Origin of the sequence: Sorangium sp. So ce124, from assembly GCF_051525235.1 — a bacterium.
Lineage (GTDB): Bacteria > Myxococcota_A > Polyangia > Polyangiales > Polyangiaceae > Sorangium > Sorangium atrum.
The window spans coordinates 5,475,437-5,501,102 of record NZ_CP150312.1 but is presented as its reverse complement, the minus strand read 5'-3'; the positions used below and the strand labels follow the sequence as shown (position 1 = coordinate 5,501,102).

Sequence of the window (25,666 nt, the reverse complement as noted above, 5' to 3'; positions counted from 1 at the left end):
AGCACCGTACTCAGCCTGTCGTTCCGCTGCTACTTTCCGAACTCGTCGGTGTTGTCGATGATCCCCTTGGGGGTCGTGGGCCCGGGCGGAGGCGCTGGCGACGCGGCCGAGGCGCTCTTCGCCGATGCCGCAGGACCGCCCTTCCCCGACGTCGGCGTGAGCTCGACCTTCGGCGGCAACGCGCCGGTGTCGGTCACCACGACGTCGGCCATGGCCTCGCCTCCACCCTTCTTGAAGACGCGCACCCTGTGCACGCTCCCGGGCGGCCCGGTGATATCGAGGATCCCGTTGCGCGTCGTCACGCGCTTGCCCTCGACCTCGACCGAGGCGTCGGCAGGCAGGATGACGACCTGAACGCGCTTCGGCTGCGGCTCGACCGCCGCCGCGACCACCTCCGGCGTCGGCGTCGCGGCCGGCGTCGGGGCTGTCGACGTCAGCGTGGCCGCCGCAGGCGGGAGCGTCTCGACGGTCGCCTTCGTCTCCGGCTGCACGATCGGCTCCGCCGAGGGCCGGCTGATGAAGTACACGCCGGCCGCGATGACCGCGGCGGCGAGCGCGGCGCCGGCCACCACCGGCACCCGCGGCACGCCGGGCTGCGTGCCGCGGTGCGACTGCGTGAGCGCCCCCGTCGTCGCGGCGCCAGCGTGGTTGGTGGCCGGAATGATCGCCGCCGGCGGCCCGCTCTGGAGCGGGGGCGGCGCGAACGACGAGTAGCCTCCGCGGTGCTCCTGCGGGACCGCGGGATACCCGCCGCTCTGGTTCGCCGGCGCGGTCGCGGCGTACGCGCCGCCCTGATTCGCGGGCGAGATCGCGGGGTACCCGCCGCTCTGGTTTGCCGGCGAGGCCGCTGCATACGCGCCGCCCTGGTTCGTGGCCGGCGCGTTCACCGCGAGCCGCGGCGCGGACTGCCGGTGCACGGCCTCCGGCAGCGGCACGAGCATGCTCTCGTGGATGCCCCAGCCGTACGGGAGGAGCGGCCGGATGGCGCCGAACATCTCCTGCGCGCTCTGGTAGCGCTGCCCGGGGGCCTGGAGGAGGCATCGGTGCACGATCGCCGCGATCTCGGGCGCCACCCACGGGGCGAAGTCCTGCACCTGCGGCGGAGGATCCGAGCAGATCGCGATGATCAGCTCACCGAGCGCGGTGATGTGATGGTACGGCGTCCGCCCGGTCAGCAGCTGGTAGAGCACGGCGCCGAGCGACCAGATGTCGGTGCGGTGGTCGATCTCCTTCTGGCCGCGCGCCTGCTCGGGCGACATGTAGAGCGGCGAGCCGATCAGGTTCCCGGTGCGCGTCAGATCGGCGCTCTCGGTCTCGTTCGCCCGGTCCATCTTCACCTTGGCGATCCCGAAATCGAGCAGCTTGACGAGGATCTCGCCGGCGTCGCGGCGCGCGAGGAACAGGTTGTGCGGCTTGATGTCGCGGTGGACGACGCTCGCCTCGTGCGCCTTCTGGAGCCCGATGCACGACTGCGCGACGATGCGCAGCGCGAGGTCGGGCGCGAGCGGTCCGACGCGCTTGATGAGCTCGTGGACATCCTCGCCCGCGAGGAACTCCATCGCGAGGAACGGCAGGTTCGAGCCACGATCGACGCCGGCGTCGAGCACCTGCGTGATGTGCTGTGTGTCGATCGCGCCTGCCGCGCGCGCCTCGCGCTGGAAGCGGCTCACGACCTTCGGGTCGCGGGTGAGATCGGCCGAGCTGATCACCTTCACGGCGCAGCGCCGGCCGGTCCCCGTGTGCTCGGCCTCGTAAACCGAGCCCATGGCGCCCTCGCCGAGGAGCTTGCGTATCTGATATTTGCCGTCGATGATCGTGCCGATCACAGCGTTAGGGCCACTCTAAGGGATTGCGCACGGCGTAGCAACGCCCGTGAAGGCGGCGCACGCCGCCGGCGCGGCCTCGCTGCATTCGGCTGCAATTTCGCGGACCGCGCCGCGCTCCCGCGGCGCAGCGCGTCTCACCTCACCACCATCACCGGCCATCCATCCTCTCGCCACGCCGCGATCCCGCGCGAGCCGCGGGGGCACGGCCGTGTGGCGCCGTCCCCCCAGCGTCCGCGACCCGCGCTGGCGGCGACGACCTCACCTCACATGGGTCGCCCCCGCCGGCGCGGGCCCAGCCTCTGCCGTTGCAGCCGTTCGAGCGCTGCCGTCACGCCCCCGCCGTCCGCTGGCCGCCGGGGTCGGCGCTAGCAGCCGAGGCCCGAGCCCCCGTCGCTACCAGCCGAACCCGTTGTTGTTGCCGCAGCCCCCCGCGAACCCGGCGCCGCCCCAGGGGTTCCCCGCGAACCCGGCGCCGCCCCAGGGGTTCCCCGCGAACCCGGCGCCGCCGCAGGGGCTCCCCGCGAACCCAGCGCCGCCGCAGGGGCTCCCCGCGAACCCAGCGCCGCCGCAGGGGCCCGGCCACCCGCCGCCGCAGGGGCCGGCCGAGAACCCGCCGTTGAGCGGCCCACCGATGCCCGCCGGATTGCAGGGGTTGTGGGGCCGGCAGCAGGGGGGACCGAAGTTGTTGCAGGGGCCGCACGGGAAGCAGTCGGGAACGAACGCGGTGTTGCAGGTGGTGCAAGTCGAGATGATCGCGGCAGGCACGCCGAAGCCGCCGAAGCCACCGAAGCCACCTCCGAACGGCACGCCGCCGAACGGCACGCCGCCGAACGGCACGCCGCCGACGCCCGGCACGCCACCGACGCCCGGCACGCCACCCGGCCCGCCCACGGGCCCCTGGCCAACAGGCCCCTGGCCCACGGGCCCCTGGCCCACGGGCCCCTGGCCGACAGGCCCCTGCCCCAGCTGGCCGACCGGCGCCTGCAGGCCGGGGCTCGCCGGTCCCTGCACGCCGACAGGCCCCTGGCCGAGGTCCATGGGGCCCTGCGCGCCGATCGGCCCGCCCTTGCCACCGTACGGCCCCTGATACCCGCCCCTCGCCGACGCGTCAGCCTCGAGCGCCGCGGTGGTCGAATCGACCTGCTCGACCTCGTCGATGCCGGCCTCGTCGAGATCCGCGTCGCTCGCCGCATCAACGGCGCACCCCGTGCCCAGCGCCGCCATCACCACCGCGAGCCCCAGCACCTTGCCATGAATCGAGAGCATGTGTCGTCCTCCTCAATATCCCGTGATGGCCGGAAGGTCCGAGCCACCTTGGGCTCATCGAAGAGCAGGGTGTGTGCCTCAGCCCTCGTGTGCAGACACTGCCGCTGCGAGCTCGTGTCACTGGCCTTGCCGCATCCGCAAAAAGGCATTCTCTGGATCGACGCCGGCCTTGGTTTTCCGGGTTCTCAACGCGGAGACCGGCGGGACGGCCCCCGATCGGAGGGCGTATCGCCCGCGGCCCGCGCGCCGCATGCTGGAGATGGCGAACTCAACGCCTCGGCGGCAGGCGCCGAGCGCAGCGCGCAGCGCCGCTATCGCGGGCTTTCGAGCAGAGCACCTGCGCTCCCGCCCGCACCGCGACCGTCGTGAACGAGAGCCGCCGAGCCCCGCGCGAGGCACGCTGGCGACGGCGCGCGGCGCCTCCCCGCCGCTCGTCTGACCGGGCCGCAACCTGCGCACGAGGTCGGACCCTCTGCGCCTGACGTGCTCAGGCTGCGCCGTTTGTGCATCAACAGAGGCACGACACGAATCGATCGCCTCGGGCCGTAATCTTCTGCCTCCGCCACCGTAACTTCGCGGCGGGCGCTCGAAACGAGCCGCGTCAGCGAGATCCTGCGCCTGTAGACCACCCGATGCGCGCACGTGGGATCATGTGGTCAAATCTATGTGGGTGGCTCCAGCCGCTCATCGTACGCACGTCGTGTGCGCACCCGGCGGCCCAACCACGGCCGGCGAACTGAAGGACTTTTCTCCGGAGGGCGCGTGCGCATATCGAGCGAGACGGAAGGGCCCGGCGTACGCCGCGGGCCGCGGGCCGCTCGCCATGATGGGTTCCAGGAGGCCTGATCGCCGCCCCCTCTTCGTGATGTCCTTATCTCTGCGCGCCGCTGGCGCCCCGGTGGTCGACGCCCTCGCCCCGCTCGGCGCCGTCCGGCGGCGCGATGTCCTTGCAGCAGCGGAATCCAAGGTGGTAGTTCGCGTGGCTGCCCCTGCTCATGAGGCGCGTCGCGTGCCAGTCGGGGGCGCGAAAGCGGCAGTCGTCGGCGTGGACCTCCATCGACGAGAACGCGAACCAGCTGCCCTTCATCTCGGTGAAGCCCCGATCGCCGTAGCGCGCGAGCTCCTCGGGCAGGATGGGCAGGCTCATGTGCTCGGCGACGTTGCCGTGCAGATCGAAGACACCGAGGCTGCTCCGGCACGCGGGGAACGCGCCGGCCGGATACGTGTTGGAGCCGCAGCGGTCCCACCCGCCGCCTGGACAGCCCGGCGTGCGGTAGCTCCCCGTCCCGCAGAGCGCGTGGTTCTTTGCGGGGCCGTAGCTCCACACCTTCTCGCGCAGGAGGTTGTGGTGCCAGCTCGCCTCGTTCCGGGGCCGCGCCCACTCGTACTCGACGTCCGGATCCCGGAGGGCGCCGGCGCACGCCCCCTCCCACTCGTGCGCATCGCAGATCCGTTTCCCGACCGCCCTGCACAGGAGCGCCGCCTCGCGCGCCCGGACGTGCACGACGGGGTACTCGCAGGGCACGTTCGGGAACTCGAGCTGATCGATGCACACGGGGGCGTCCGCCGCGGTCTGACCGCGCGTGGGATCGAAGAGCGGCACCATCCCCGGCGCGCCGCAGGCCGGCTCGCGCGCCGGCTCGACGCCCGAGAGCGCTCGAATGCGGCGGCACTCCGATCGCGACATCGGGTGGCGCGTCAGCGCGGGGTTGCCCTGGCCGAGCACCGTCGACGCCGCGAAGATCGCCTCGACCTGCCGCATCGCCTCGTCGGGGAGCGCGAGCTCGCGCCGCATCCGCGCGAACAGCCGGAGGCGCTGCTCTTCCAGCGTGCCGGGCTCGTCGTCCTCGTCATCCGCCGTGAGCGTCACGCGCTCCGGTGGCGCTGTCGGCGCGCCCTCCGGCAGCGCGCTCGCCGCGCTCGCCACGAGCGGCGCCGCGCTGCGCGCCGCCGTCGCGGGCGCCCCGCTCCACACGGCCACGGCCGCGCTGGTCCACACGGCCGCTCCCGCGCCGGCAGCGCCCGCAACGACGAGGGCCGCGGCTCTGCCGCGCCGGCGCGCAGGGGCCACGCGCGCGCCGGTCGAGAGCGCCGGCAGTGGGTCGCTCGACGCGGGTGATCGCGGGGTGCAGGGCGGCTCTATCGGCGTCTCGGTGCAGGACATCGGCGCGCGAGTTCGCGCTTACTGCTACGAGCATCCATCGATTCCGGCAACTTTCGGGGCGCTGGCCGACCGAGCCGCTCCTTGACGGTCCTGCCCGGGGCACGTCAAATGAGGCATGGCGCGAAGGGCGGCCCTCCGAGTCCTCTACCTGGCGCTCCTGCCGGTGCTCGTCCTGCTCGCGCTGGTCGTCGCCCCAGTGCTCGTCGTCTCGAGCGTCGCGAGCCAAGGCCGCGTGTGGCGGCCGGAGACATGGAAGAAGATCTCCTACGGGAGCCGCTACTTCCGCTCGTCGTTCCGGGGGAGGCTCGGCGAGGTCGTCGACGTCATCGACGTCGTCCGCGATCGCCTGATCCTGATGGTCGTCGTCCTCGCCGCGGCCTGCGGCGCCGGCGGGCTCGCCGTGCACCTGCTCGATATCGGGGTGCCCGCCTGGCTCTCCGCGTGGCTGGATGGGTCGTTCCTCTCCTTCCTCGCGTCCTTGTTCCCCGCGGGCGGCCGGCTCTCCTTCGGGGGCGGGGCCGCGCTCGTCCTGGCCGGGTGCACGGCGCTCGCGGCGCTCGCGCTCGGGCTCTCGCTCTATGCGTGGCTCGCGTCTGCCCTGGGCGAGGCGACCCGCGTGATCCTGCGGTATGGCGGCGCGGCGACGCTCTTCCCCGATCCCGGCGACGCGATCCCCGGCGGGCGGCTCGTGCTCTGCCAGATCTCCGATCTCCACATCACGGCGGGCGGCCGCGAGCCGTACGAGATCGAGGAGGGCTCTGCCGCGTGGCCGGAAGGGGCCCCTCGCCCCGACACCGCCGAGCTGACAGGCCGCCTCCGGCGGCTCGTGGCGGAGATCGCCGCCATGAAGCCGCCGCTCGTCGCGCTGACGGGCGACATGACCGATCTCGGGGAAGAGGCGCAGTGGGACGAGCTCGAGGCGGCGCTCTCCGGCATACCCGCCTCCTCGCAGGTGCTCATGGTGCCTGGCAACCACGATGTCGCCATCAACGTCGGCACGGCGCCGGACCCGTACCTCACGAAGCGGGCGGAGCGCGAGCAGCGCTTCATCGAGGTGCTCACCCGCGTGGAGCGCGGCCCCTTCCAGCCTCCCCTTCACGTCCCGGCCCGCAAGCGCGCGCGGCGGCGGCTGCGCGCGATCGCCGGCCTGTATCCGAGGCGGCTCGATCTCGAGGGGGGTATCCGGATCTTCGGCCTCAACTCCAACCGTTACCGCTCGCGGTTCGTGGGGTCGAACGCGATCGGGCAGATCGGCGGCGCGCAGCTCCGCCGACTCGCCCGCGCGCTGAGGCGGGGGTCCGGGCCCGTCATCGTGCTCCTGCACCACCACGTGGCGCGCCTCGCGGGGCCGATCTCGCTCAACGACACGTTCATGATCGCCATGGATGGCCCGCGCCTCCTCGAGATGCTCGCGGCGTATCAGCAGAAGAACCCGAAGAAGAACAGCGCGCTCGTGCTCCACGGGCACAAGCACCTCGCGTTCTTCGGCCACTACCGCTCGAAGAGCGGCGGCCGCGTCAGCGTGTACGCGCACCCCTCGTCCACGCTCGGGCACGAGACCGACGGCTATCTCGATGGCGTCGCCAGGTTCGCGGCGATCCGCCTGACGGAAGACGGCATCTGGCGCGTCGAGACGCACCCGCTCCGCCCTGCACGCTCTGCCGCGCCCGCGCCGCCGGCCCCCGCCGAGGCGGCCGTGTCGTGAGGTGAGCGGCACGACTGCTCGGTACGGTCAGCGCCGATTCTCCGACGGAGCGAAGGACGGCATGCTGGGCCCGTCACGCTGGCGCCGCCGGACACAACCGAGCCCGCGGTGAGACAGCAATCCACATTGCGCGATATGCAGGGTCGCTGCCGCGTCTGGCCGCAATGCATCATTTCTGGTCCGTGCGTCGTCCGGCTGCCACATCGGTCAGCTATGCTTCCCGGATGGCGGGCACCGGGAGCGAGCTTCACGGCCGTGTCTGCTCCGGGTGCCTCACGCAGAATCGACGGCTTTGGCGCCGGCGACACGCGCCGGGCCGCGCTTCATGGAGGGTTCGACTTATGAGATTGCCCACGATGGCCATTGTGTTGCTGACAGTGGGTGCGATCGGCGTTGGATGTGGGGGCAATGGCGCCACCGACGGCGACGGGAGCTCGCAGAGCGGCTCGGGGAGCGGGGGCTCTGGCCAAGGGAGCTCCCAGAGCACGACCGGCGATTTCGGGTCGGGCGGTCCGGGCGCAAGCGGCTCCTCGGGGCAAGGCGGCTCCTCGAGCAACGGCAGCTCTTCGGGCCAAGGTGGAGCGTGCGCCACCCAGTCGGCCAGCGCCGACCTCCAGCCCGTGTACCTGGCCTTCGCGTTCGACGTGTCCGGCAGCATGGGCATGGGCGACGAGCCCTGGTACGACAGGGAGCTCAAGTGGGAGCCCGTCGTCGCGGCGACGAAGCAGTTCTTCAATGATCCCCTCTCCGAGGGCATCAACGCGTCGCTCAGGTTCTTTCCGAGCGAGGACGAGGACCGCGACGAGAAGTGCTCGGCAGAGACCTACGAGACACCGGAGGTCCCGATGACGGCGCTGCCCTCTGCGCGCTTCGCCGAGGCGATCGACGCCGTCACGCCGGCGCCCGGCGCCGACTGGCGCGGCGGCACGCCCACGTTGTTCGTCATGCAGGGGACGATCTCGTTCGTCGAGGCCCAGCGGCGGGCCACGCCTGGCAGGTACGCCATCGTCCTCGTCACGGACGGCTATCCTGCGGGCTGCGGCGATCGGGCCAACAGGATCCAGCCCGTGGCGGACGCGGCGGCCGGCGCGCTCGGGGACGGCGTCCCGACGTACGTCATCGGGGTCGACAACCCGCCGGTCGAGGGCGCGCCCCACGACCTCGACAACCTGCACGACATCGCCGACGCGGGCGGGACGGGGCAAGCCTACCTGATCGACACGGGCAATCCCGGGGCGACCTCGGCCGCCTTCAAGGCGGCGATCGACGCGATCCGCGGCGCGTCGGTCTCCTGCACGGTCGAGATCCCGCCCGCTCCCGACGGGCGGACCTTCGACGCGCAGCGGGTCCGCGTGACGTACCAGAGCGGCGGAGGTAACCCGACGGCGCTCGCTTACGACCAGGAGTGCGCCAGCGAGAACGCCTGGCGTTACGACAGCGCCGCGAACCCGAGCCAGATCGTGCTCTGCGACAGCACGTGCGCCACGATCCAGGCGGACCCCGAAGCGGCCCTGGGGGTCGACTTCACCTGCGAAGACGTGATCGAGATACCGCAGTGAAACATGGATGACGCCGAGCACACCTGCGCTCGGCGTCGTCCGTCTCGGTGGTTCTTGACACCCTGCGACATTCCCGCCCACGATGCCTGGGTGACACATCGCCCGCCGAAGTCGCCTGAGGCCTTCGCTGTCCCGCGCCCGGCTGCCCGCCTGCCCGCCGTCCTCACCGTTGCGCTGTCGCTGCTGGCCGGCGCGTGCCAGGGCTCATCGACGAGCACGAGCCCGCCCTCGGACAAGACCGCCGGCCCCAGCGCCGCGGCGCCGGCGAGCGCTGCGCCGGCCGCCGCATACAAGGTCGGCATGGTGCTGGTCGGCCCTTACAACGACAAAGGGTGGAACCAGGCGCATTACGACGGGATCCGGTCGGTCCTCGCCAAGATGCCGGACGTCGGCTTCGAGTATGTCGACAAGGTGAACCCGTCCGACCGCCCGAACGTGAAGGGGTCCCAGGTCGCGGACGATCTCATCTCCCGGGGCGCGCGGTTCGTCGTCTACAACTCCGACGATTACAAGGACGACGCCCTCGAGACCGCGCGCAAGCACCCGGAGGTCACGGTCATCCATGTCTCCGGCGATTACGCCTGGAAGGAGGGCAAGAACCACAAGCCCCAGCCCAACCTGGGCAACTTCATGGGGCGTATCGAGACGGCCCAGCACATCGCCGGGTGCGCCGCGGCGCTCGGCACCGAGACGGGCAAGATCGGGGTTGTCGGCCCGCTCGTGAACGACGAGACCCGCCGGCTGGTCACCGCGGCGTACCTCGGCGCGCGGTACTGCTGGGAGAAGTACCAGAAGAAGAAGCCGGAGGATCTCACGTTCAAGGTCACGTGGATCGGCTTCTGGTTCAACATCCCGGGCGTCACCCTCGACCCCACCAAGGTGGCTGACGACTTCATCGGCGGCGGCTTCGACGTGCTGATGACCGGGCTCGACACGCCCGAGGCCGCGCTGCAGGCCAAGAAGGCGAGCGGCGCTGGCAAGAAGGTCAAGTACGTCCATTACGATCACAAGGCCGGCTGCGACCTGGCGCCGGAGATCTGCCTCGGCGTCGCGTACTACAACTGGGCGCCGCTCTACCGCGACACGATCGAGAAGGCGCGCGCGGGCAAGTACGCGAGCGAGTTCGTCTGGCAAGGGCCGGACTTCCGCGACCTGAACGGCGATTCGTCGGTCGTCGGCTTCGGGCCCGGCGCCGCGCTGGGAGAGGCGCAGGCGCCGCTCGGCGCGTTCGTCATCGAGCTCGCCAACGGGCTCGACCTCTTCAAGGGGCCGCTCAAGTTCCAGGACGGGACCGAGTTCCTGAAGGACGGCGAGGCCGCGACGCCCCAGCAGATCTGGTATCTGCCGCAGCTGGTCCGAGGGATCACCGGGCCGAGCAAGTAGCCGCCTCGGGGCGGTGATCCATGCGGATCGAGATCGAGCGCGTCGCGAAGCGGTTCGGCCCGGTCAAGGCCAACGACGGCGTGTCGCTGACGATCCAGGCCGGCGCCGTCCACGGGCTGCTCGGCGAGAACGGCGCCGGCAAGAGCACGCTGCTCCGCATCCTGGGCGGGCTCGTCCGCCCGGACGCGGGCCGATTGCTCTTCGATGGCCGCCCGGTGGTGCTCGCGAGCCCGGCGGACGCGCTCGCCGCCGGCGTCGGCGTGCTCCACCAGGAGCCGCTCGATTTCCCGCCGCTCACCGTCCTGGAGAGCTACCTCGTCGCCCGGCCCCGCGCGGCCGGCGCGGGCGGCGGTGCGCGCTCGCTGCTCCCGGGCCACGGCCGGGCCGCGGGCGTCTTCCTCCCCCGGCGCGCGGCGCGCGAGGAGCTCCTCGCGCTCGCGGCGCGCTTCGGCTTCTCCGTCGACCCGGACGAGCACGTCGCCCGGCTCACGCTCGGGGAGCGCCAGCAGATCGAGCTCTTGCGGTTCCTCTCGCTGGGCGTCCGAGCGCTGCTCCTGGACGAGCCCACGACGGGGATCTCCGGGGCGCAGCAGGAAGCCCTGTTCTCCGCGCTGCGGCGGCTCAAGGCGGACGGCAAGGCGATCGTCCTCGTGTCGCACAAGCTCTCGGACGTCGAGGCGCTCTGCGATCGCGTGACGGTGCTGCGGCACGGCAAGGTGGCGGGAGAGGCGGAGATGCCGGCCGGGGCCGATCGCCTCGTCGCGCTGATGTTCGGCGAGGCGCTCGCGTCTCAGGAGCGATCCCCCGAGGCGGGCGGCGGCGCGGCGCTCGCGCCCCTGGAGCGCCTCCCCGAGCCGAGCGGGGGCGACGCGCTCGCCCTCGAGGGCGTGGTGTTCGGCGATCACCGGCTCAACGTGCACATCGCCCACCTCGCCGTCCGCCGCGGCGAGGTGCTCGGGCTCGCGGGCCTCGAGGGGAGCGGCCAGCGCCTCCTGCTGCGCGCCTGCGCGGGGCTGCTCCGGGCGCGGCGGGGGCGCGTCGTCGTGGGCGGGGCCGACCTGACCGGCCGCCCCTACCCGGCCTTCCTGCGCGCCGGCGTGGGCTACCTGCCCGCCGATCGCCGCCGCGAAGGCCTCATCGCGGGCCTCTCCATCGAGGAGCACGTCGCGCTGCGCGCGCCGCGGCCCGGGCTCTTCCTGCGTCCGCGGGAGATCCGGCGCGCCGCCGAGCGGGCGATCGAGGCGCTCCGGATCCGGGGCCGGCCCGACACGCCCGTCGAGCGGCTCTCCGGCGGCAACCAGCAGCGCACCCAGCTCGCGCTCCTCCCCGCGGATCTCGCGCTGCTCCTCCTGGAGCAGCCGACCCGGGGGCTCGACATCGCGTCGGCGCGCTGGGTCTGGGAGCAGCTCCTCGCGCGGTGCCGTGCCGGCGCGGCGCTCCTGTTCGCGTCGTCCGACCTCGACGAGCTGATGCGCTACAGCGACCGTGTCCTCGTGTTCAGCGGCGGGCGCGTCTCGCCGCCCGTCGGCGCCGCCGACCTCACCCTGGACCGGCTCGGGCGGATGATCGGCGGCGAGCTCGACGACGCCGCCCTGCCCTCGGCGCTCGCTGCACCTGCGCCGCCGCCGGCGCCCGCGGGGTCCGACCGATGAGCTCCGATCCGGCCGCTCGACGATCGGTGCCCGCCGCGCGCCGCGGGGCCGTCTCCCTCCTCCTCCGCCTCGCGCCGCTCGCCCTGGCGTTCGCGCTCGTGGCGGGCCTCTGCGCGCTCCTCGGCGCCTCGCCGGCGGCGGTGGCCGCGGGCCTGTGGCAGGGCGCGTTCGGCTCCACGGACCGCGCCGCGCGGGTGCTCGCCACGCTGGCGCCGCTGCTCCTCTGCGGGAGCGGCCTGCTCTTCACGTTCCGCGCCGGCCTGTACCACCTCGGCGTCGAGGGGCAGCTCGTCCTCGGCGCCGTCTGCGCCACGGGCGCGGCGCGCGCCCTGTGGCCGCACCTCCCGGCAGGGGCCGTTGTCGCGCTCTGCGTCGGCGCCGGCGCGCTCGGCGGGGTGCTCTGGGGCGCCCTCACGGGCGCGCTGCACACGCGCGTCCGGGTGAGCGAGATCTTCGCGGGCCTCGGCATGAACTTCGTCGCCCAGGGGCTTGTCCTGTACCTCGTCTTCGGCCCGTGGAAGCGCCCCGGCGTCGCATCCATGGCCGGCACCGAGCCGCTCGACGGCGCGCTATGGCTCTCCACGCTGGGCGGCACCGATCTGAGCCCCGTCGCGCTCCTGCTCGGGGTCCTCTCGCTCCTCGGGACCGCCGTCGTGCTCGGGCGGACCCACCTCGGGCTCCGGCTGCGGGCGGTGGGGCTGAGCCCGCCGGCCGCGGAGGTGCTCGGCGTGCTCGCGGCGCGGCAGGTGCTGCTCGCTTTCGCGGTCTCCGGCGCGCTCGCCGGCGTCGCCGGCGCGCTGCAGGTGCTCGGCACGTTCCACCGGCTCATCCCGAGCATCTCGAGCAGCCTCGGCTTCCTCTCGCTGCTCGTTGTGATGCTCGCCGGCCGGCGCGCCGCGCTCGTCGCGCCGATCGCCCTCTTCTTCAGCGCGCTCAACGTCGGCAGCCTGGAGCTCCCGATGACCCTCGGGCTGGAGTCTTCGCTGGCGGGCGTGCTCCAGGGCGCGCTCGTCCTGTTCGCGCTCCTGTCCCCCAGGGCGGCGCGCGGCGGCGGCCGGTCGGAGGTGGCCTGATGGGACGAGGCCCGAAGGGACGAGGCCGATGGGGGCAGGCGTGATGGAACGACACCTCGGATGGGAGGAGCAGCCCTCATGAGCGACGGCGGCGCCGAGCTCCTCTCGCTGCTCGCGACCGCGCTCGCGGCGTCGACGCCGCTCGTCTATGCGGCGGTCGGCGAGACGCTGACCGAGCGGGCCGGGGTCATCAACCTCTCGGCCGAGGGCGCGATGATGCTCTCGGCGATGGTCGGCTTCGCGGCCGCCCTGTCGACAGGGAGCGTCCTCGCCGGCTTCGCCGCCGCGGCCGCGACCGGGGCGCTCGTCGCGCTCGTCGTGGCGATCGGCGGGATCTACCTCGGCCGCTCCCAGATCGCGGTCGGCTTCGTCCTGGCGATGCTCTGCGCCGATCTCTCGTCGGTGCTCGGCGGCCCGTACGTGCGCGTCCCTGGCCCGACGGTGCCGGCGGCGTCGATCCCGGTGCTGCGGGACGTGCCGCTCGTGGGGCCGCTGCTGTTCCAGAGCGATCCCGTGGTGTACGGCAGCTACGTCCTCGTCGCCGGCGCGTGGCTGTTCCTTTATCGCACGCGCGCGGGGCTCCTCCTCCGCGCGGTGGGCGAGCAGCCGGCGGCGGCGCACGCGCGCGGGGCGCATGTGACGCGGGTGCGCACGGCGGCGACGCTCGCGGGCGGGGCGCTCGTAGGCATCGCCGGCGCGGCGTACTCGCTCGATTTCAAGGCGGGCTGGAGCCACCGCCACACGGCGGGCTACGGCTGGATCGCGCTGGCGATCGTGATCTTCGGCGGCTTCCATCCGGTGCGGGCGGCGCTCGGCGCGTACCTCTTCGGGGTGCTCTCGTCGGCGGCGAGCCTCGGCCAGAGCGCGCTCCCCTCGGTGCCGACGCAGGTCTTCAGCGTGGCGCCGTTTGCGCTGATGATCGCGGTCCTCGGGCTCACCTCGAGCGGGCTCCTGGAGCGCGCCTCCGCGCTGCTGCCCAGCGCCGCGCGCCGCCCGCTCCTGCGCGCGTTCGACGCGACGCCTCCCGCGGCGCTCGGGAAGCCCTACCCGGCGGACGACGGGGCCGAGGAGCGGCCGCGCGGCGTGGATCGGAGCGCCGAGGAGCGGCTGCGTGGCGTGGGTGATGGGGCGGAGGAGCCCCCGCGCGGCATGGATCAGCGGGCGAGATAGCAGACCTCGAGCCAGGGGCGGTCGCTCTGGAGCGGGTGATCGCTCGAGCGGTACGACGTGCGCCCGTCCGGACCTTCCTCGACGAGGAAGCCGTAGTTCGGGGTCGTGCCGTCGACCCACGCCTGGACGAGCCCGGTCAGATCGGCGCTCATGGCATAGGGGCCGACATAGGTGAGCTCCGCCGCGGCGGCCTTGTCGTAGCTCGCGGCGAAGTCCTGCCAGGTCACTGTGTCTTCGCGCCACGGCGCGGTGATCCGGTGAGCGCGGACGGTCTGGTCGCTCGATCCGAAGGCGACGACGCCGAACTCTGCCGACGTGACGGTGGCCCCGGCGGGGATGCCGTCGAGCCCGAACCGGTAGAGCGCCTGCTTGCGCGCGCCGCGGGTGTCGCCAGAGTAGTTGTAAGGGATGTGGCCGTCGCTGTAGCCGGGGAAGGCCTCCCAGATGTCGGCGTCCTCGACCGCGCCGAAGACGCCTCGTTGCAGGGTGACGCACACGTCTTTGCACGCGTCCCCGAGGCCGTCAGCATCGCTGTCGAGCTGGTCTGGATTCGCGGCAGCGGGGCAGTTGTCGCAGGCGTCGCCGATCCCGTCTCCGTCCGCGTCGGTCTGGTCCCAGTTCGCGACGCTGGCGCAGTTGTCGATCGCATCGCAGAACCAATCGCCGTCGCTATCGCCGAGCGGACACGGATCGCAGGCGTCGCCGATCCCGTCTCCGTCCGCGTCGGCCTGGTCCGGGTTGTCGCGGTTGGCGCAGTTGTCGCAGCCCGCGCCCAGGCCCGGCGCGATGTCGTCGCCGTCGTCGCTCGAGAGCGACGACAGCCCGATCTCGTAGCCGTCGCAGACGTCGCGATCCGCGCAGGGGATCGGGCCGGAGACCGCATCGTACAGGCAGAGGAGCGACGCGCCTTCGGTCGCCTCGACGTACACGCGGGCGAAGCCGACGGCCATCGACCCGCCGTCGACGACATCGACCTGGAGATCATTGCATGCTGCGGGATTGTAGAGGGCGAGGACGTCGGGCTCGGTGAACGTCCTCTGGAGCGTCGCCGTATTGCAATCGCAGCCGTTGGTGCTCGCGACCGTGTCGAGGTGGACCCCATTCAGGTACAGCGAGAACGCGCCGGCGCCGCAATCGGCGTGGTTGATGGTGAACGTGATCGCGGTCGGTGCTCCCAGGGCCGTCCCGGAAATCCCTGCGAGCACGAGGAGGGAGAGGCAAGCGCTAGCAGCGCTCGTATGGAAGTATCGCATGATTCTTCTTATATTCTTAGTTTAGACAACATACAATACCCCTGAGAGGTTTTGGTTGGCTGGTGTGCGCTTGCGTGCAGCTGTTTCTGTTGCGCGGCGCCGTGACGCCGTGATGCGCAGTGAACAATGGGATACGTGACGCGCAGTGAACAGCGGGATACGCGACGCACAGTGAACAGCGGGATACGCGACGCACAGTGAACAGCGGGGTACACGACGCGGGGTGAACGGCGGGGTACGCGACGCGGGTTACGCATCCGGCGGTCAGCTCGTCGGGGGAGCGGGCGGTCGGGCAGCGCCTCGACGCCATCGCCATCCGCATTCGTGGTGACGCCGTTGGTGGTGGTGCCGGTTTCGACGGGACGTTGCGGGCGTTCAGGCGGCTTGCGGTATTGACGATTTCTCGCGGCGTTCCGCCGCGAGCGGCAGGCGCCAGGACGCTGGTGCGCGGAGCGACGGTACGGCCGGGACGCTGGCGAATGACCGCTGGTTGGGATACAGCGTTACGATCGGGCGAACATTGGCGTTCGCCAAGCTTTGGCCAGGAGGAGAGGCAGGCGGGAGAAGGACCTTCGCCGCCATTGCTCTGGCATGGCTCCCAAAGCTGGACGCGCTGTCCGCCCAGGCGCTGGGGTTTGCTCCGCCGAGCTTGCCGACGTCGCGGTGGGCTGCTGACCGAACACGCCGCGTCGGCCTACGCTCAGCCCGACTGCGCGGTGAGCTGCCGGTACCAGCGCTCCCGGGCGAGCACGAGGAGCAGCTCGTCCCCGTCATCGAGGCCCAGCGAGGCCGCATAACCGTCGAGGTAGGGCGGTACGGGACGGCCGAGCTCGGCGAAGTACCAGGCCACGAGATCCTGCCGCGCGATGCCGAGGCCATCCAGAGAAGGTGCCTCGAGGCCATGCTCGGTCAGCACCTGCTGCTTGTGCTGCGCCCGGGCATGGAGCTCGCCGTGACGGCCCATCATGCGCAGCTGGTCGGGAAGGAGGCGCTCGATCTCGGGACCGAACATGGTCTGCACCCAGCGCAGGCGGGCCTCCCGCTGGATCAGCGCGGTGAGGCCGTCGACGTCGAGCCGCTGCTCCCCGATCCACGCGCGGATGCTCTCCGAGGTGAGCAGGCCCTTCTCCCGGCGGACCTGGGTCAACACCTCTTCGAAGAGCTCGAGAGGGATCTCGAGCCCCTGGCGCCGCGCCTCCTCGGCGGCGAGCACCCGCGCCAGCGCGCCGAGCACGGCGTGTCCATAGGACCCCGACCCCTCGAGCCGGAGCTCGTCGAGGAGCACCTTGGGCTGCACGGGCGCGCGAGCAGGATCGGTAGATCGCGCTTCCGCCGGCCGGCGCGCCGCCCCGTCGGGCTGCGCCGAGAGCTTGCTGCGGCCGGCGCGCCGCGAGACCTGATCCCAGACGTCGGTGTAAGAGAAGTGATAGGCCACCCGCAGTGGAATGGGGGCACGCGCGCGCTGCGCTGCCATCGCCTCCAGCATCGCGATGGCGTCGCGCCGCTTCTGATCGACGCGGCCCTTCGGCAGCCACTTCTGGAGGGCACCGAGCTCGTCCGCCGGCAGGCCCTCCCGCGCGCCGTCCACGAGGAGCCGCTGGAAGCTCCGCTGGGCGTAGAACGTCCGCTTGGCGATCGCCGCGAGCGCGCGCGCCGTCTCAGCTCGGAGGATGGCCCCTTCCGCCGCAGCGTCCAGCGTGGCGCGGAGGTTCACCATCGCGTCCGAGAGCGCGCGATAACCGTCTTCCGCGGGGCCGTGCACGATCGCGACCTCATCGTCGTCGGTCAGCGCGCCTCGGTGGTACGCCTCGAAGATGACGCCGACGCCCACCATGCCGAACGCGTTGAGCTCCGCCGCCCGAAGCGCCCCCATGCTGGCGCTGCCGAAGACATGGATGCCCTGCGACATGGCCCAGAGGATCTCCTTGTGCCAGACCGCCGGCAGGCGCTCGAAGTAGCCGTCGATGATGCCGATGGCCCAGGGTTTCTCCAGCGTAGCCCGGTATACGTCGCCTTGAGCGACCGGCGGCACGAAGACGGCATCCGCGAGGATCGCAGCGCCGTCTGCCGCCGCCAACGTGGGGCCCGCGAAGACGATGACGCTCATGTCCTCGCCGCTTCCCAGGCGGTCCTACGCGCGCGGGCCCGAGGCCCAGGGACGAAGCCGGGGACGTCGTCGACCGACTCGAGCCCCGGGATGATCACCCGGACGACACGGATGTCGAGCCCGGCCTTGCTCAGGTCCACCACGATGACTCGCTCGATCCCGGCCGCGCGGAGGCCGTCGAGCGCTCGCGCGATGTCCTCGTCGAAGCTGCCACCCGCGCGAGAAGGGATGTGTCGGAAATCGCGGAGCGGTCCGCGAAGATCCGCGATCTGCTCGCGCCCTCGCCGAACGTGATCGGGGTGGCGCACACGCTCGAATCGATCACGGTCGCCGTCGTCGCGGGAGCCGGCGATGAACGTCAGCCGGCTCTGGGCCGCCTCGGTCAGCGCCCGCAGCAGGGCGATTCCAGGATCCGGGTGGCAGCCCATCCCCTCGGTCGCGTAGAGGAGGCGGAACGGGTCCGGCTCCCTGTCAGCGATGAGGCAGAGGAAGGAGGGCAGCCCGACCTCGGTGGTCGTCTCCCAGACGCCGACGGCGACGCCTGCCGCCTCGTAAAGAGCGAGGACGCGGCGGCAGGCGACGTCCTCGACGGTGCCTAGATCCACGCGGGAGCCGGGCACCTCGGCCTCGCCGCCGGCCCGCCAGAGCGTCGTCGCGTCGCGCTCCACCACCTCGCAGATGCCGTGGCTGATCGCCTCGAGCAGGTGATTGCCGGAGGCGAGCCCGTTGGAGCTCATGACGAAGGAGCCGCTGCCGGCGGGGAGCGGCAGGGTGTAGTTCGTGTGCACCATCTCGTGAGGGACCCAGACCGGCTCATCGTGGAGGAGGTCGCGGCCCTCGACCCAGAGGAGCCGGTGGTGCTCGTGGAAGGCGCTCACCGAGAAGCGCGGCAACGCGGCGACGTCGACGACGCGGTGGGCCCTCGAGAGCTCGCGGTAGCTGGCGAGCTTGAGCGGCAGGTCCATGGTCTCCGCGTGGAACGACTCGATCGATTCCATGAGGCCGGACGCCCGCGCGGCATCCAGAGTGAGCCCTTTCCCCTGGGACACAGCCAGAGAGGCGGAGTTGGGGCGACAGACCATGACGACCGGGAGCCCTATGACATCCAGGCCCGCGACGTCGGCCACCCGGGTGATGCCGAACGCGGCGAGGTGCGGCGCGAGCCGTGCGAGGGTTTCCGCGGGAGGGACGAGGCGGTGAGTGCCCTCTCGGAATGCCTTCAGCACGCGCTGGGTCATGCGGGCGGTCTGCTGACTCTGCAGAGGAGCGCGAACGCGGGCGCCGCTCGATGCGGGCGCCGCGTGCTCACTTGGCCTTGCGGCGCTCGGTCAGGCCCTGGATCGCTGTGCGCGCGTACTTGGCTGCCTGCTCGGCGCTCTCGAGCACCTTGACCGCCCGGCTGAGGGCCTCCTCGGGACGGTCGAGATCCATGGCCAGCGCCGAGGCCGTGGCCTGGGATGCTGCGAGATCGGCGCCCTCGGCGGCCATCAATACGTCCTCGATGGGGTCCTCGCTCTCGGACCTGGGCGTCGGCTTCTCGAACGGCGTGACCCGGCGCAGGCTCGACAGATTGACGAGATAACAGGCCTGATTGCCCGGCCGAGGCTTGATCCAGGCGAGCGAGACGCCCTGCCGGAGGAGCTCCGTCGTCCGATCGTAACAAGGCGCGCACTTCTCCTGCGTGATCTCGAACTCCGGCCTCATGAAATGCTCTCGCCGGAGGTAGTAGATCTTTCCGTCATCCGCCGCGATGACCAGATCCTCGTCCTTGTGCGGCGCCCTCTTGGGCTTCGGACACATCTCGCCGTGATCGCCCGACATCGTTACCTCCGTGGTCGCAACAGGCTGCCCTGCTCCGATGGATCACGCGACGCCAGCAGCGCTACAACAGCCAGAACCAGGTGCTGATCGTCGCGTGGAGAGGCGCCAGCGCGCGGTGCGCCGGGCCTGTGGAGAAGCGGCATCCTGCGCAAGGGGGCTCACCGAAGTCAAGTCGCGCAGCGTCGGATCAGCTGATCCCCATGGGCGCGCCACCCTCGGCGACGAACCGATCGGCGATGTCCACGAGGAGCGCGTCGGTGGCGGGCTGGCTCTTCACGGTGACCTGCGTCTCGTCCGGCAGGAGCACGAACGAACCGACCACCTTGCCGTCGAGCCGCACCTCGTGGCTGCCGCCGGGCGGAGCGGGCGCGACCTCGTAGACCTTGCCGTCACGTGCCTTGATCTTCATGCCCTAGCGGTAGCACGCAGCGGCCGCCCGCGGGGTGCACCGCGCCGCGCGAGCCCAGCCCGCCGCCTCGGGCAAGAGCCCCTCCACCGCGGGCGGATTGCGCGGTAGGATGCGGCTGCGCGCCGAGCGCGAGGAGTGTTCACCGTGCCGAGATCCGACGATCGCTGATGCTGACGCCAGAGCCTGGCCAGCCCCCCGAAGCCGGCGGCGGCGGATGGATCGTCCTCGGCGTCCTGAACGAGATCCTCCTCAAGCTTGCCAACCAGCCGGACCTGCGGTCGCTGTGGGAAGAGGTCTGCGCGAGCGCGCGCTGGATCGTCCCGTCCCAGCGGCTCTGCGTCGTGCTCGCCAACGACGGCGGCGGCGCCAGGATCGCGGCGAGGTACCAGCGCGGCACCTTCGAGTACGGGGCGCCCGAGGGCGGCGGCGTCGTCGTGGACGCCTGGATGGTCGCGGCGCTGGAGGCGCAGCGCCCCGCGTGGTTCAGGGGGCCGTGGGACGAGGCGCGCGAGGCGGATCGCGCGCGTGCGTGGCTCCTCGCGGACGACCCCGACGTCGTCTTCCACGTGCCGATCCAGGTCTACAAGAAGACCATCGGCACGATGCTCTTCGCCCTGGAAGACCAGCGCCAGATCGACCGGAAGGCGCTGGCGAGCGCGACCACGTACGCGCTGTACGTCGGGGCCACGTACACGACGCTCAAGAACTCGCTCGACCTCGCCGCCGCGAGCGCGCAGCTGCGCGAGCAGAACGACGAGCTCGAGCGGGTCCAGATCGAGCTGCGCCTGCAGCTCGACCGGGTCCGCGCGGCGCACGAGGCGATGCTCGAGATGTCGACGCCGATCATCCAGGTGTGGGACGGCGTGCTCACGCTGCCCGTGATCGGCACGATCGACAGCGCGAGGGCGGCCCGCATGATGGAAGAGGTGCTCGACGCGGTGGTCCGGCACGGCGCCCGCTTCATGATCGTGGACCTCACCGGCGCGCAGGCGGCGGACACCTCGACCATCGATCACCTGCTGCGGATCTTCGCGGCGACGAGGCTGCTCGGCAGCCGGTGCATTGTCTCCGGCGTCCCGACGGCGATGGTCGGGCGCATCCTGGAGTCCGGCGGCAGCCTCGACGGGATCCCGGTGTTCAGCACGCTGAAGAGCGCGCTCGAGCACGCGGTGGGCGCGCTGCGGCAGCAGGCGCAGCCGGCGCGCCGGTAGCCGCCGCAGCCGGAGGAGCGCCCGGACCGGAGCGGTGTCGACCGCGCCGCGCGCCGCGCGCCGCCCGCTGTGATACGCCCGCGGTCCCACACAGGAGCGTGACGGATGAAGCTCGCGATGATCGGACTCGGCAGGATGGGCGCCAACATGGCGCGCCGGCTCATGCGCGGCGGCCACGAGGTCGTCGCGTTCGATCTGAACCAGGACAGCGTGAAGCGGCTCGGCGAGGAGGGCGCGGCGACGGCCTCCTCCCTCGGCGACGCGGTAGCGCAGCTCGAGTCGCCGCGCGTGGTCTGGGTCATGCTGCCCGCGGGCGCGCCCACCGAGCGCGTCGTCGGAGAGCTCGGGGAGCAGCTCGGCGAGGGCGACGTGATCATCGACGGGGGCAACACCTACTTCAAGGACGACGTCCGCCGCGCCAGGGCGCTCGCCCCGAAGGGCATCCGCTACGTCGACGTGGGGACGAGCGGCGGCGTGTGGGGGATCGACCGCGGCTACTGCCTCATGGTGGGCGGCGCCCCCGAGGCGTTCGCCCTGGTGCAGCCGATCCTGCGGACGCTCGCGCCGGGGCCGGGGGACATCCCGCGCACGCCGGGCAGGCAGGAGGCCCAGGGCGGCGCGCAGAGCACGTCGGAGGACGGCTACCTGCACTGCGGCCCGGTCGGCGCCGGGCACTTCGTGAAGATGGTCCACAACGGCATCGAGTACGGCCTCATGCAGGCCTACGCGGAGGGGTTCGACATCCTCAAGAACGCCGCCACGGAGCGCCTGCCCGAGGAGCACCGGTACGCGTTCGACCTCGGCGAGATCGCCGAGGTCTGGCGGCGGGGCAGCGTGGTGGGTTCGTGGCTGCTCGACCTCACCGCGATCGCCCTCGCCGAGAGCCCGGAGCTCGCCGGGTACAGCGGGTTCGTGCAGGACTCCGGCGAAGGCCGCTGGACCGTGATGGCGGCGATCGAGGAGGCCGTCCCCGCCGAGGTGCTGTCCTCGGCGCTCTACGCGCGCTTCCGCTCACGCCACGATCACACCTTCGCGGAGAAGGTCCTCTCCGCGATGCGGCACAAGTTCGGCGGGCACCTGGAGCGCCCCACGGGGGGCTGAGGCGAGGTTGACGGCCAGAACCGACCTCTGGCAGCGTTGCCGTCATGGCCCGCACCGCCCCTGTCCCGAACATTCCGGCGATTCCTGGCATGAACCCGGGAGTATTTATCATGGGAGGAGGCGCCGTCGTCGGTGGGCGCGGCGGAGCCTCAGGCCGTAGAAAGGCGCGAGGACAGGGGGCCAGCGGCAAGAACGGCGGTGACAAGGCGAAGGGCGGTGGAAAAAACGCCTGCGGCGCAGGTAAAGACGGCGGCGGTTGCCCGAATCACCATGGCGGCCGCGGAAGCGGAAAGATCGCCCAGGGCGATCCGGTCGATGTGGTCACCGGCCGCGTGTTCACCGTCCCTGAGACGGATGTCGACATCCCGGGTCCCCTTCCTCTCCAGATCGTTCGGTCGTACGGCAGCCAGGCGCGTGGGCGGGACGTCGGGCTCGGCTTCGGATGGACCCACAGCCTCGCATGGGTGATCGAGCTTCGCCGGCGGACCACCATCGTCGTCACGGCCGATGGTAACGAGGAGGAATTCGGACTCGTTCCGCGGGACGCTGGCGTCCTCGGTCCGCATGGCTGGGTCCTCCACAAGGAGGGTGACGGCTTTTCCCTCGATTTTCCGGACGGAGATCGCCTGCTGTTCGAGCCGGATCCGGGCGACCGCACGCAGCATCGCTTCCGCCTCGCCGCGCAGGTAGATGCATTCAATAACCGAATCGCCCTCACCTATAGTGAAGGTCGCCTGGCCCAGGTCACCGACAGCGTGGGGCGCGTACTACGGATTCGACCGGCGTCCGCGGGACGTATCGGCCAGATCGAGTTCGTGAGCCGCGCGTCCACGGGGCGCTCGCTCGTCTTCGCGCGCTACCAGCACGACCAAGCAGGCGATCTCGTTGCAGTGACCGATGCGGATGGAAACACCACGAAGTACGGCTACGACGACGAGCACCGGCTCGTCTCGCAGCAGAGGCCGACCGGGCTGACGTTCCACTACCGATACGATCCCGCCGGACGATGCGTCGAGACATGGGCAGACTACCCCGGCGCGGTCGACCCGTGCCTCGCCGCTTCTGTCCCGGCGCTTCTGTCGGATGGCAAGACGCCGGCGAAGGGAATGCACCACGTTCGACTCGACTTCTATCCCGATGGCTACTCGGAGGCCACCGACTCGGTCACATTTCACCGTTACTTCGGCAATGAGCACGGGAAGGTCGACAAGGCCATCACAGCCGGAAGCGTGTATATGCGCACGTATGACGAGCGGGGCCACCTGCGCTCGTTCACCGATCCACTCGGAGCGACGACCTGCTGGACGCGCGATGTCTTCGGGAACGAGACACGAATCGTGGACCCGCTCGGGAACGTTACGGTGATCGAGCGGCTGCGGAACGGCGATATCCGCAAGATCATCGATCCGGAAGGCGGCATGACGGAGGTTGGGTACGCCGAGCGAGCGATCTTCTGGACCGATCCGATCGGCGCGACCTTCGAGGTCCACTTCGACGCTCGCGGCCTCATGGAATCGACCGTGGCTCCGACGGGGCATCAGACGCGTTACCGTCACGATGAACACGGCAATCTCGTCGAGGTGCTACGCGCCTCCGGCGCGCGCTGGGCGGCCGCGTACGACGAGCTCGGGAGGCGGACGGCGGAGCGCGACGAGAGCGGAAGCGTGACCGAGTTCTCCTACAGCAACAAGGGGCTGCTCCTCGCGGTGCACGAACCGAATGGCGCTGTCACGCGTTACGACTACGATGGAGACGAGAACCTTATCTGCGTGACAGATGTCGACGGCCGGACGACCCGCCTCGTGCGCGGCGGCACCGGCTCGTTGGCGGACGCCATCCTGCCGGACGGGAGCGTCATTCAGCTCCGGTACGACCGCGAGGAGCGCCTCGTCGAGATCCGCAATGCGAACAGGGAGGTGTACTCGATCGAGGTCGGCGCTCTCGGCCTCCCGATCGCGGAGAGGACGTTCGATGGTCGGGAGATTCGCTATCAACGCGACGCGCTCGGGCGCGTCCTCCTGATCCGTCGTGGAAGCGAAACAACAGAGCTCCAGCGCGACCTCGCCGGACGCGTGGTGAAGAAAATCTACGACGACGGAGCTGAGGAGCACTTCTCATACAACGGCCGTGGCGAGGTGATCCTGGCGGAGGGGAGCGGCTGTACGGTCGAGCTGCGACGCAACGCGGTCGGATGGGTGATCGGGGAGAAGCAGGTCGTGGACGGCGAGGCGTTTCAGGTCGAGGTGACCTGCGATCGGGTCGGGACTGCACTTCGGAGGGCGACGTCTCGAGGTCATACGGTAGAGTGGGCCTTTGATGAGGCCGGGCGCTGTACGCGCACGCGGCTCGACGGCCGCGACGAGATCTTTTCGCGCCACGACGAACGGGGACTCACGGTCGAGACCCACCTGCCGGGCGGAGGCCGCATCGACGCGCGGTACGACGCGATCGGCAGGCTCGTTGCACGGCGGGTGTGGTCCTCATCCAGCTCGCCCGCGTTGCGTCCAGGCGAGCCGGAGTGGATGGGGCCCCGTGTGCCCAACGTGACCGTGGATCAGGCGTTTCAATATACCTCGGCGGGGCATCTCGCAGCCGCGTGGGATGCGCACTTCGGACACAAGCGCTTCGAGCACGACGCGCTCGGCCAACTCCTGGCCGTGATCCCCGAAGAAGCGCGCGATGGGCTCGCGGCCAGGCGACCCCATGCTATCGAGCGCTTCCGCTACGATGCCGCCGGAAACCTCCATGAGCACGGCGAAGGGGCGGAGGTGCGCCGCTACGAGAGCGGGGGCCGGCTGGAGACCAAGGACTCCACCCGCTTCCTCTATGACGCGCAGGGCCGGCTGATCGAGAAAAGGGCACGAGACGCCGCCGGGGACGACCACGTGACACGTTATGCTTGGTCGGCGAGCGGAATGCTCTCGAAGATCGAGGGGCCAGAGGGGATGACGGTTGAGTTCATGTACGACGCGTTTGCGCGGAGGGTGAAGAAGACCGTGCGGCAGAAGGGACAGAGCGGTGATGTGCGCCTCCTGCGCACGACGCGCTTCTGCTGGGACGCGATGACCCTCGCCCACGAGATCGCGGGGATCCCCGGCGGGGAGATCGAGGAGCGCACCTACTGCTTCGATGAGAGCGGGGCTCCCTGGGCTCACCGCGACACGAGGCATACTGGGGAGGGGTCGGTAGCGGGGCCATGGCTCTTCTATTTGAACGAAGCCATGACGGGCTATCCGGAGCGCCTCGTCGATGGGAAAGGTGAGGTCGCGGGCGAGCTGCTCCGCACGGCATGGGGGAAGGTGACGTCCAAAGCCGGATGCAGCGCGCCGACACAGGTTCGCTTCCTGGGGCAGTACGAGGACGTGGAGACGGGGCTCTTCTACAACAGGCACCGTTACTACGATCCAGATCTCGGGAGGTACATCTCGCCCGATCCCGCAGAGATCGACGGCGAGCTGAACGCCTACTGGTACGCGCGCAACCAGCCGTGGACCATCGTCGATCCCGATGGGCTCATCTATTCCCGCATCCTCGACAAGGACGGCAACATCCTTACGTACGTGGATGAAGACCAAAGTACGAAGCCGTATGTGGGGAGGAACCCGAGCGAGGGCGGCAGGGTCACGCCCGCCGGTCACATCAGCGACAAGCCGTGCGCGGAGGCGCAGGTCTTGACGGTCATGGGGGAGAACATTCGAAGAGACGTGATGAAAGAGCAGAAGAAGGTGCGCGTTCAGGATCGCATGACCCCCGAACAGGTCGACGCCGAGGTGAACCGACGCATTAAAAAGAAGTTCCAGGACGAAGGCCTCTCGATCGAGACGTACGACAGCGCGAAGATGCGGAGGCGGGTCGACCCGTGCGAGAGATGCGGAGCGATGTTCGAAAGGCTGGGCATTCAAGAGCACGTCGTCGGAATGAAGGGCAAGAAAGGCCAATACGGAGTCTACAGGGCCTAGAACAGGA

Annotated in this window: 17 protein-coding genes; 9 read left to right on the top strand and 8 right to left on the bottom strand. The window is 70.9% G+C overall.

All coding sequences use genetic code 11. The annotated features are described in order from the left end of the window. Positions 1-29 precede the first annotated feature (29 nt). From WMF19_RS20540 to WMF19_RS20530, 3 genes are all read right to left on the bottom strand, one after another. Positions 30-1,826, bottom strand: a complete 1,797-nt coding sequence (locus WMF19_RS20540; protein ID WP_437900658.1) for a serine/threonine protein kinase — start codon at positions 1,824-1,826, stop codon at positions 30-32. Between the two features lie 393 nt (positions 1,827-2,219). Then, the gene (locus tag WMF19_RS20535; RefSeq protein ID WP_437900657.1) at positions 2,220-3,092 is read right to left on the bottom strand and encodes a hypothetical protein; all 873 of its coding nucleotides are present in this window, start codon (positions 3,090-3,092) and stop codon (positions 2,220-2,222) included. A gap of 871 nt (positions 3,093-3,963) precedes the next feature. After that, on the bottom strand, positions 3,964-5,256 hold the full coding sequence (locus WMF19_RS20530; RefSeq protein ID WP_437900656.1) for an SUMF1/EgtB/PvdO family nonheme iron enzyme: 1,293 nt from the start codon (positions 5,254-5,256) through the stop codon (positions 3,964-3,966). Between the two features lie 115 nt (positions 5,257-5,371). Between WMF19_RS20530 and WMF19_RS20525 the strand changes: the two genes are divergently transcribed. From WMF19_RS20525 to WMF19_RS20500, 6 genes are all read left to right on the top strand, one after another. Next, positions 5,372-6,961, top strand: coding sequence for a metallophosphoesterase family protein (locus tag WMF19_RS20525; protein WP_437900655.1), 1,590 nt, complete (start codon positions 5,372-5,374; stop codon positions 6,959-6,961). Between the two features lie 341 nt (positions 6,962-7,302). Further along, positions 7,303-8,520 carry a vWA domain-containing protein gene (locus WMF19_RS20520; protein ID WP_437900654.1) on the top strand — a complete coding sequence of 406 codons (1,218 nt, stop codon included), beginning with the start codon at positions 7,303-7,305 and terminating at the stop codon, positions 8,518-8,520. Between the two features lie 90 nt (positions 8,521-8,610). Then, a complete protein-coding gene (locus tag WMF19_RS20515) occupies positions 8,611-9,903 on the top strand; it encodes a BMP family lipoprotein (RefSeq protein WP_437900653.1) in 1,293 nt (430 codons plus the stop codon). 20 nt (positions 9,904-9,923) lie between these two features. Further along, positions 9,924-11,555, top strand: a complete 1,632-nt coding sequence (locus tag WMF19_RS20510; protein WP_437900652.1) for an ABC transporter ATP-binding protein — start codon at positions 9,924-9,926, stop codon at positions 11,553-11,555. Continuing rightward, positions 11,552-12,628, top strand: coding sequence for an ABC transporter permease (locus tag WMF19_RS20505; RefSeq protein WP_437900651.1), 1,077 nt, complete (start codon positions 11,552-11,554; stop codon positions 12,626-12,628). Before WMF19_RS20510 ends, WMF19_RS20505 begins: the two co-directional genes overlap by 4 nt. Before the next feature lie 78 nt (positions 12,629-12,706). Further along, complete coding sequence (locus WMF19_RS20500; protein ID WP_437803177.1) at positions 12,707-13,798, top strand: ABC transporter permease; 1,092 nt, start codon at positions 12,707-12,709, stop codon at positions 13,796-13,798. On the opposite strand, the gene WMF19_RS20495 is transcribed toward WMF19_RS20500, so the two are convergent. The 5 genes from WMF19_RS20495 to WMF19_RS20475 form a co-directional block, all read right to left on the bottom strand. Next, on the bottom strand, positions 13,783-15,051 hold the full coding sequence (locus WMF19_RS20495) for a DNRLRE domain-containing protein (protein WP_437900650.1): 1,269 nt from the start codon (positions 15,049-15,051) through the stop codon (positions 13,783-13,785). The two genes, WMF19_RS20500 and WMF19_RS20495, sit on opposite strands and share 16 nt — an antisense overlap. Positions 15,052-15,751: 700 nt before the next feature. After that, positions 15,752-17,158, bottom strand: a complete 1,407-nt coding sequence (locus tag WMF19_RS20490; protein ID WP_437900649.1) for a TfuA-like protein — start codon at positions 17,156-17,158, stop codon at positions 15,752-15,754. Next, entirely contained in the window at positions 17,155-18,396 is a 1,242-nt protein-coding gene (locus tag WMF19_RS20485) for a YcaO-like family protein (protein ID WP_437900648.1), read from the bottom strand. Before WMF19_RS20485 ends, WMF19_RS20490 begins: the two co-directional genes overlap by 4 nt. 67 nt (positions 18,397-18,463) lie before the next feature. Next, a complete protein-coding gene (locus tag WMF19_RS20480; RefSeq protein ID WP_437900647.1) occupies positions 18,464-18,979 on the bottom strand; it encodes a hypothetical protein in 516 nt (171 codons plus the stop codon). A 187-nt stretch (positions 18,980-19,166) separates the two neighbouring features. Next, positions 19,167-19,388, bottom strand: a complete 222-nt coding sequence (locus WMF19_RS20475) for a hypothetical protein (RefSeq protein ID WP_437900645.1) — start codon at positions 19,386-19,388, stop codon at positions 19,167-19,169. 167 nt (positions 19,389-19,555) lie between these two features. Between WMF19_RS20475 and WMF19_RS20470 the strand changes: the two genes are divergently transcribed. The 3 genes from WMF19_RS20470 (at position 19,556) to WMF19_RS20460 (ending at position 25,659) form a co-directional block, all read left to right on the top strand. Continuing rightward, positions 19,556-20,599, top strand: a complete 1,044-nt coding sequence (locus tag WMF19_RS20470; protein WP_437900644.1) for an STAS domain-containing protein — start codon at positions 19,556-19,558, stop codon at positions 20,597-20,599. A 105-nt stretch (positions 20,600-20,704) separates the two neighbouring features. Next, complete coding sequence (gene gnd, locus WMF19_RS20465) at positions 20,705-21,700, top strand: phosphogluconate dehydrogenase (NAD(+)-dependent, decarboxylating) (RefSeq protein WP_437330253.1); 996 nt, start codon at positions 20,705-20,707, stop codon at positions 21,698-21,700. Between the two features lie 44 nt (positions 21,701-21,744). Next, on the top strand, positions 21,745-25,659 hold the full coding sequence (locus WMF19_RS20460; RefSeq protein WP_437900643.1) for an RHS repeat-associated core domain-containing protein: 3,915 nt from the start codon (positions 21,745-21,747) through the stop codon (positions 25,657-25,659). Positions 25,660-25,666: the final 7 nt, after the last annotated feature.

Bases quoted from the DNA above. Each gene is read 5' to 3' on its own strand.
- WMF19_RS20495 (WP_437900650.1), bottom strand. From the start codon at position 15,051: ATGCGATACTTCCATACGAGCGCTGCTAGCGCTTGCCTCTCCCTCCTC.
- WMF19_RS20525 (WP_437900655.1), top strand. From the start codon at position 5,372: ATGGCGCGAAGGGCGGCCCTCCGAGTCCTCTACCTGGCGCTCCTGCCG.
- WMF19_RS20480 (WP_437900647.1), bottom strand. From the start codon at position 18,979: ATGTCGGGCGATCACGGCGAGATGTGTCCGAAGCCCAAGAGGGCGCCG.
- WMF19_RS20460 (WP_437900643.1), top strand. From the start codon at position 21,745: ATGGCCCGCACCGCCCCTGTCCCGAACATTCCGGCGATTCCTGGCATG.
- WMF19_RS20485 (WP_437900648.1), bottom strand. From the start codon at position 18,396: ATGACCCAGCGCGTGCTGAAGGCATTCCGAGAGGGCACTCACCGCCTC.
- WMF19_RS20505 (WP_437900651.1), top strand. From the start codon at position 11,552: ATGAGCTCCGATCCGGCCGCTCGACGATCGGTGCCCGCCGCGCGCCGC.
- WMF19_RS20500 (WP_437803177.1), top strand. From the start codon at position 12,707: ATGAGCGACGGCGGCGCCGAGCTCCTCTCGCTGCTCGCGACCGCGCTC.
- WMF19_RS20470 (WP_437900644.1), top strand. From the start codon at position 19,556: ATGCTGACGCCAGAGCCTGGCCAGCCCCCCGAAGCCGGCGGCGGCGGA.
- WMF19_RS20535 (WP_437900657.1), bottom strand. From the start codon at position 3,092: ATGCTCTCGATTCATGGCAAGGTGCTGGGGCTCGCGGTGGTGATGGCG.
- WMF19_RS20490 (WP_437900649.1), bottom strand. From the start codon at position 17,158: ATGAGCGTCATCGTCTTCGCGGGCCCCACGTTGGCGGCGGCAGACGGC.
- gnd (WP_437330253.1), top strand. From the start codon at position 20,705: ATGAAGCTCGCGATGATCGGACTCGGCAGGATGGGCGCCAACATGGCG.
- WMF19_RS20510 (WP_437900652.1), top strand. From the start codon at position 9,924: ATGCGGATCGAGATCGAGCGCGTCGCGAAGCGGTTCGGCCCGGTCAAG.
- WMF19_RS20520 (WP_437900654.1), top strand. From the start codon at position 7,303: ATGAGATTGCCCACGATGGCCATTGTGTTGCTGACAGTGGGTGCGATC.
- WMF19_RS20530 (WP_437900656.1), bottom strand. From the start codon at position 5,256: ATGTCCTGCACCGAGACGCCGATAGAGCCGCCCTGCACCCCGCGATCA.
- WMF19_RS20475 (WP_437900645.1), bottom strand. From the start codon at position 19,388: ATGAAGATCAAGGCACGTGACGGCAAGGTCTACGAGGTCGCGCCCGCT.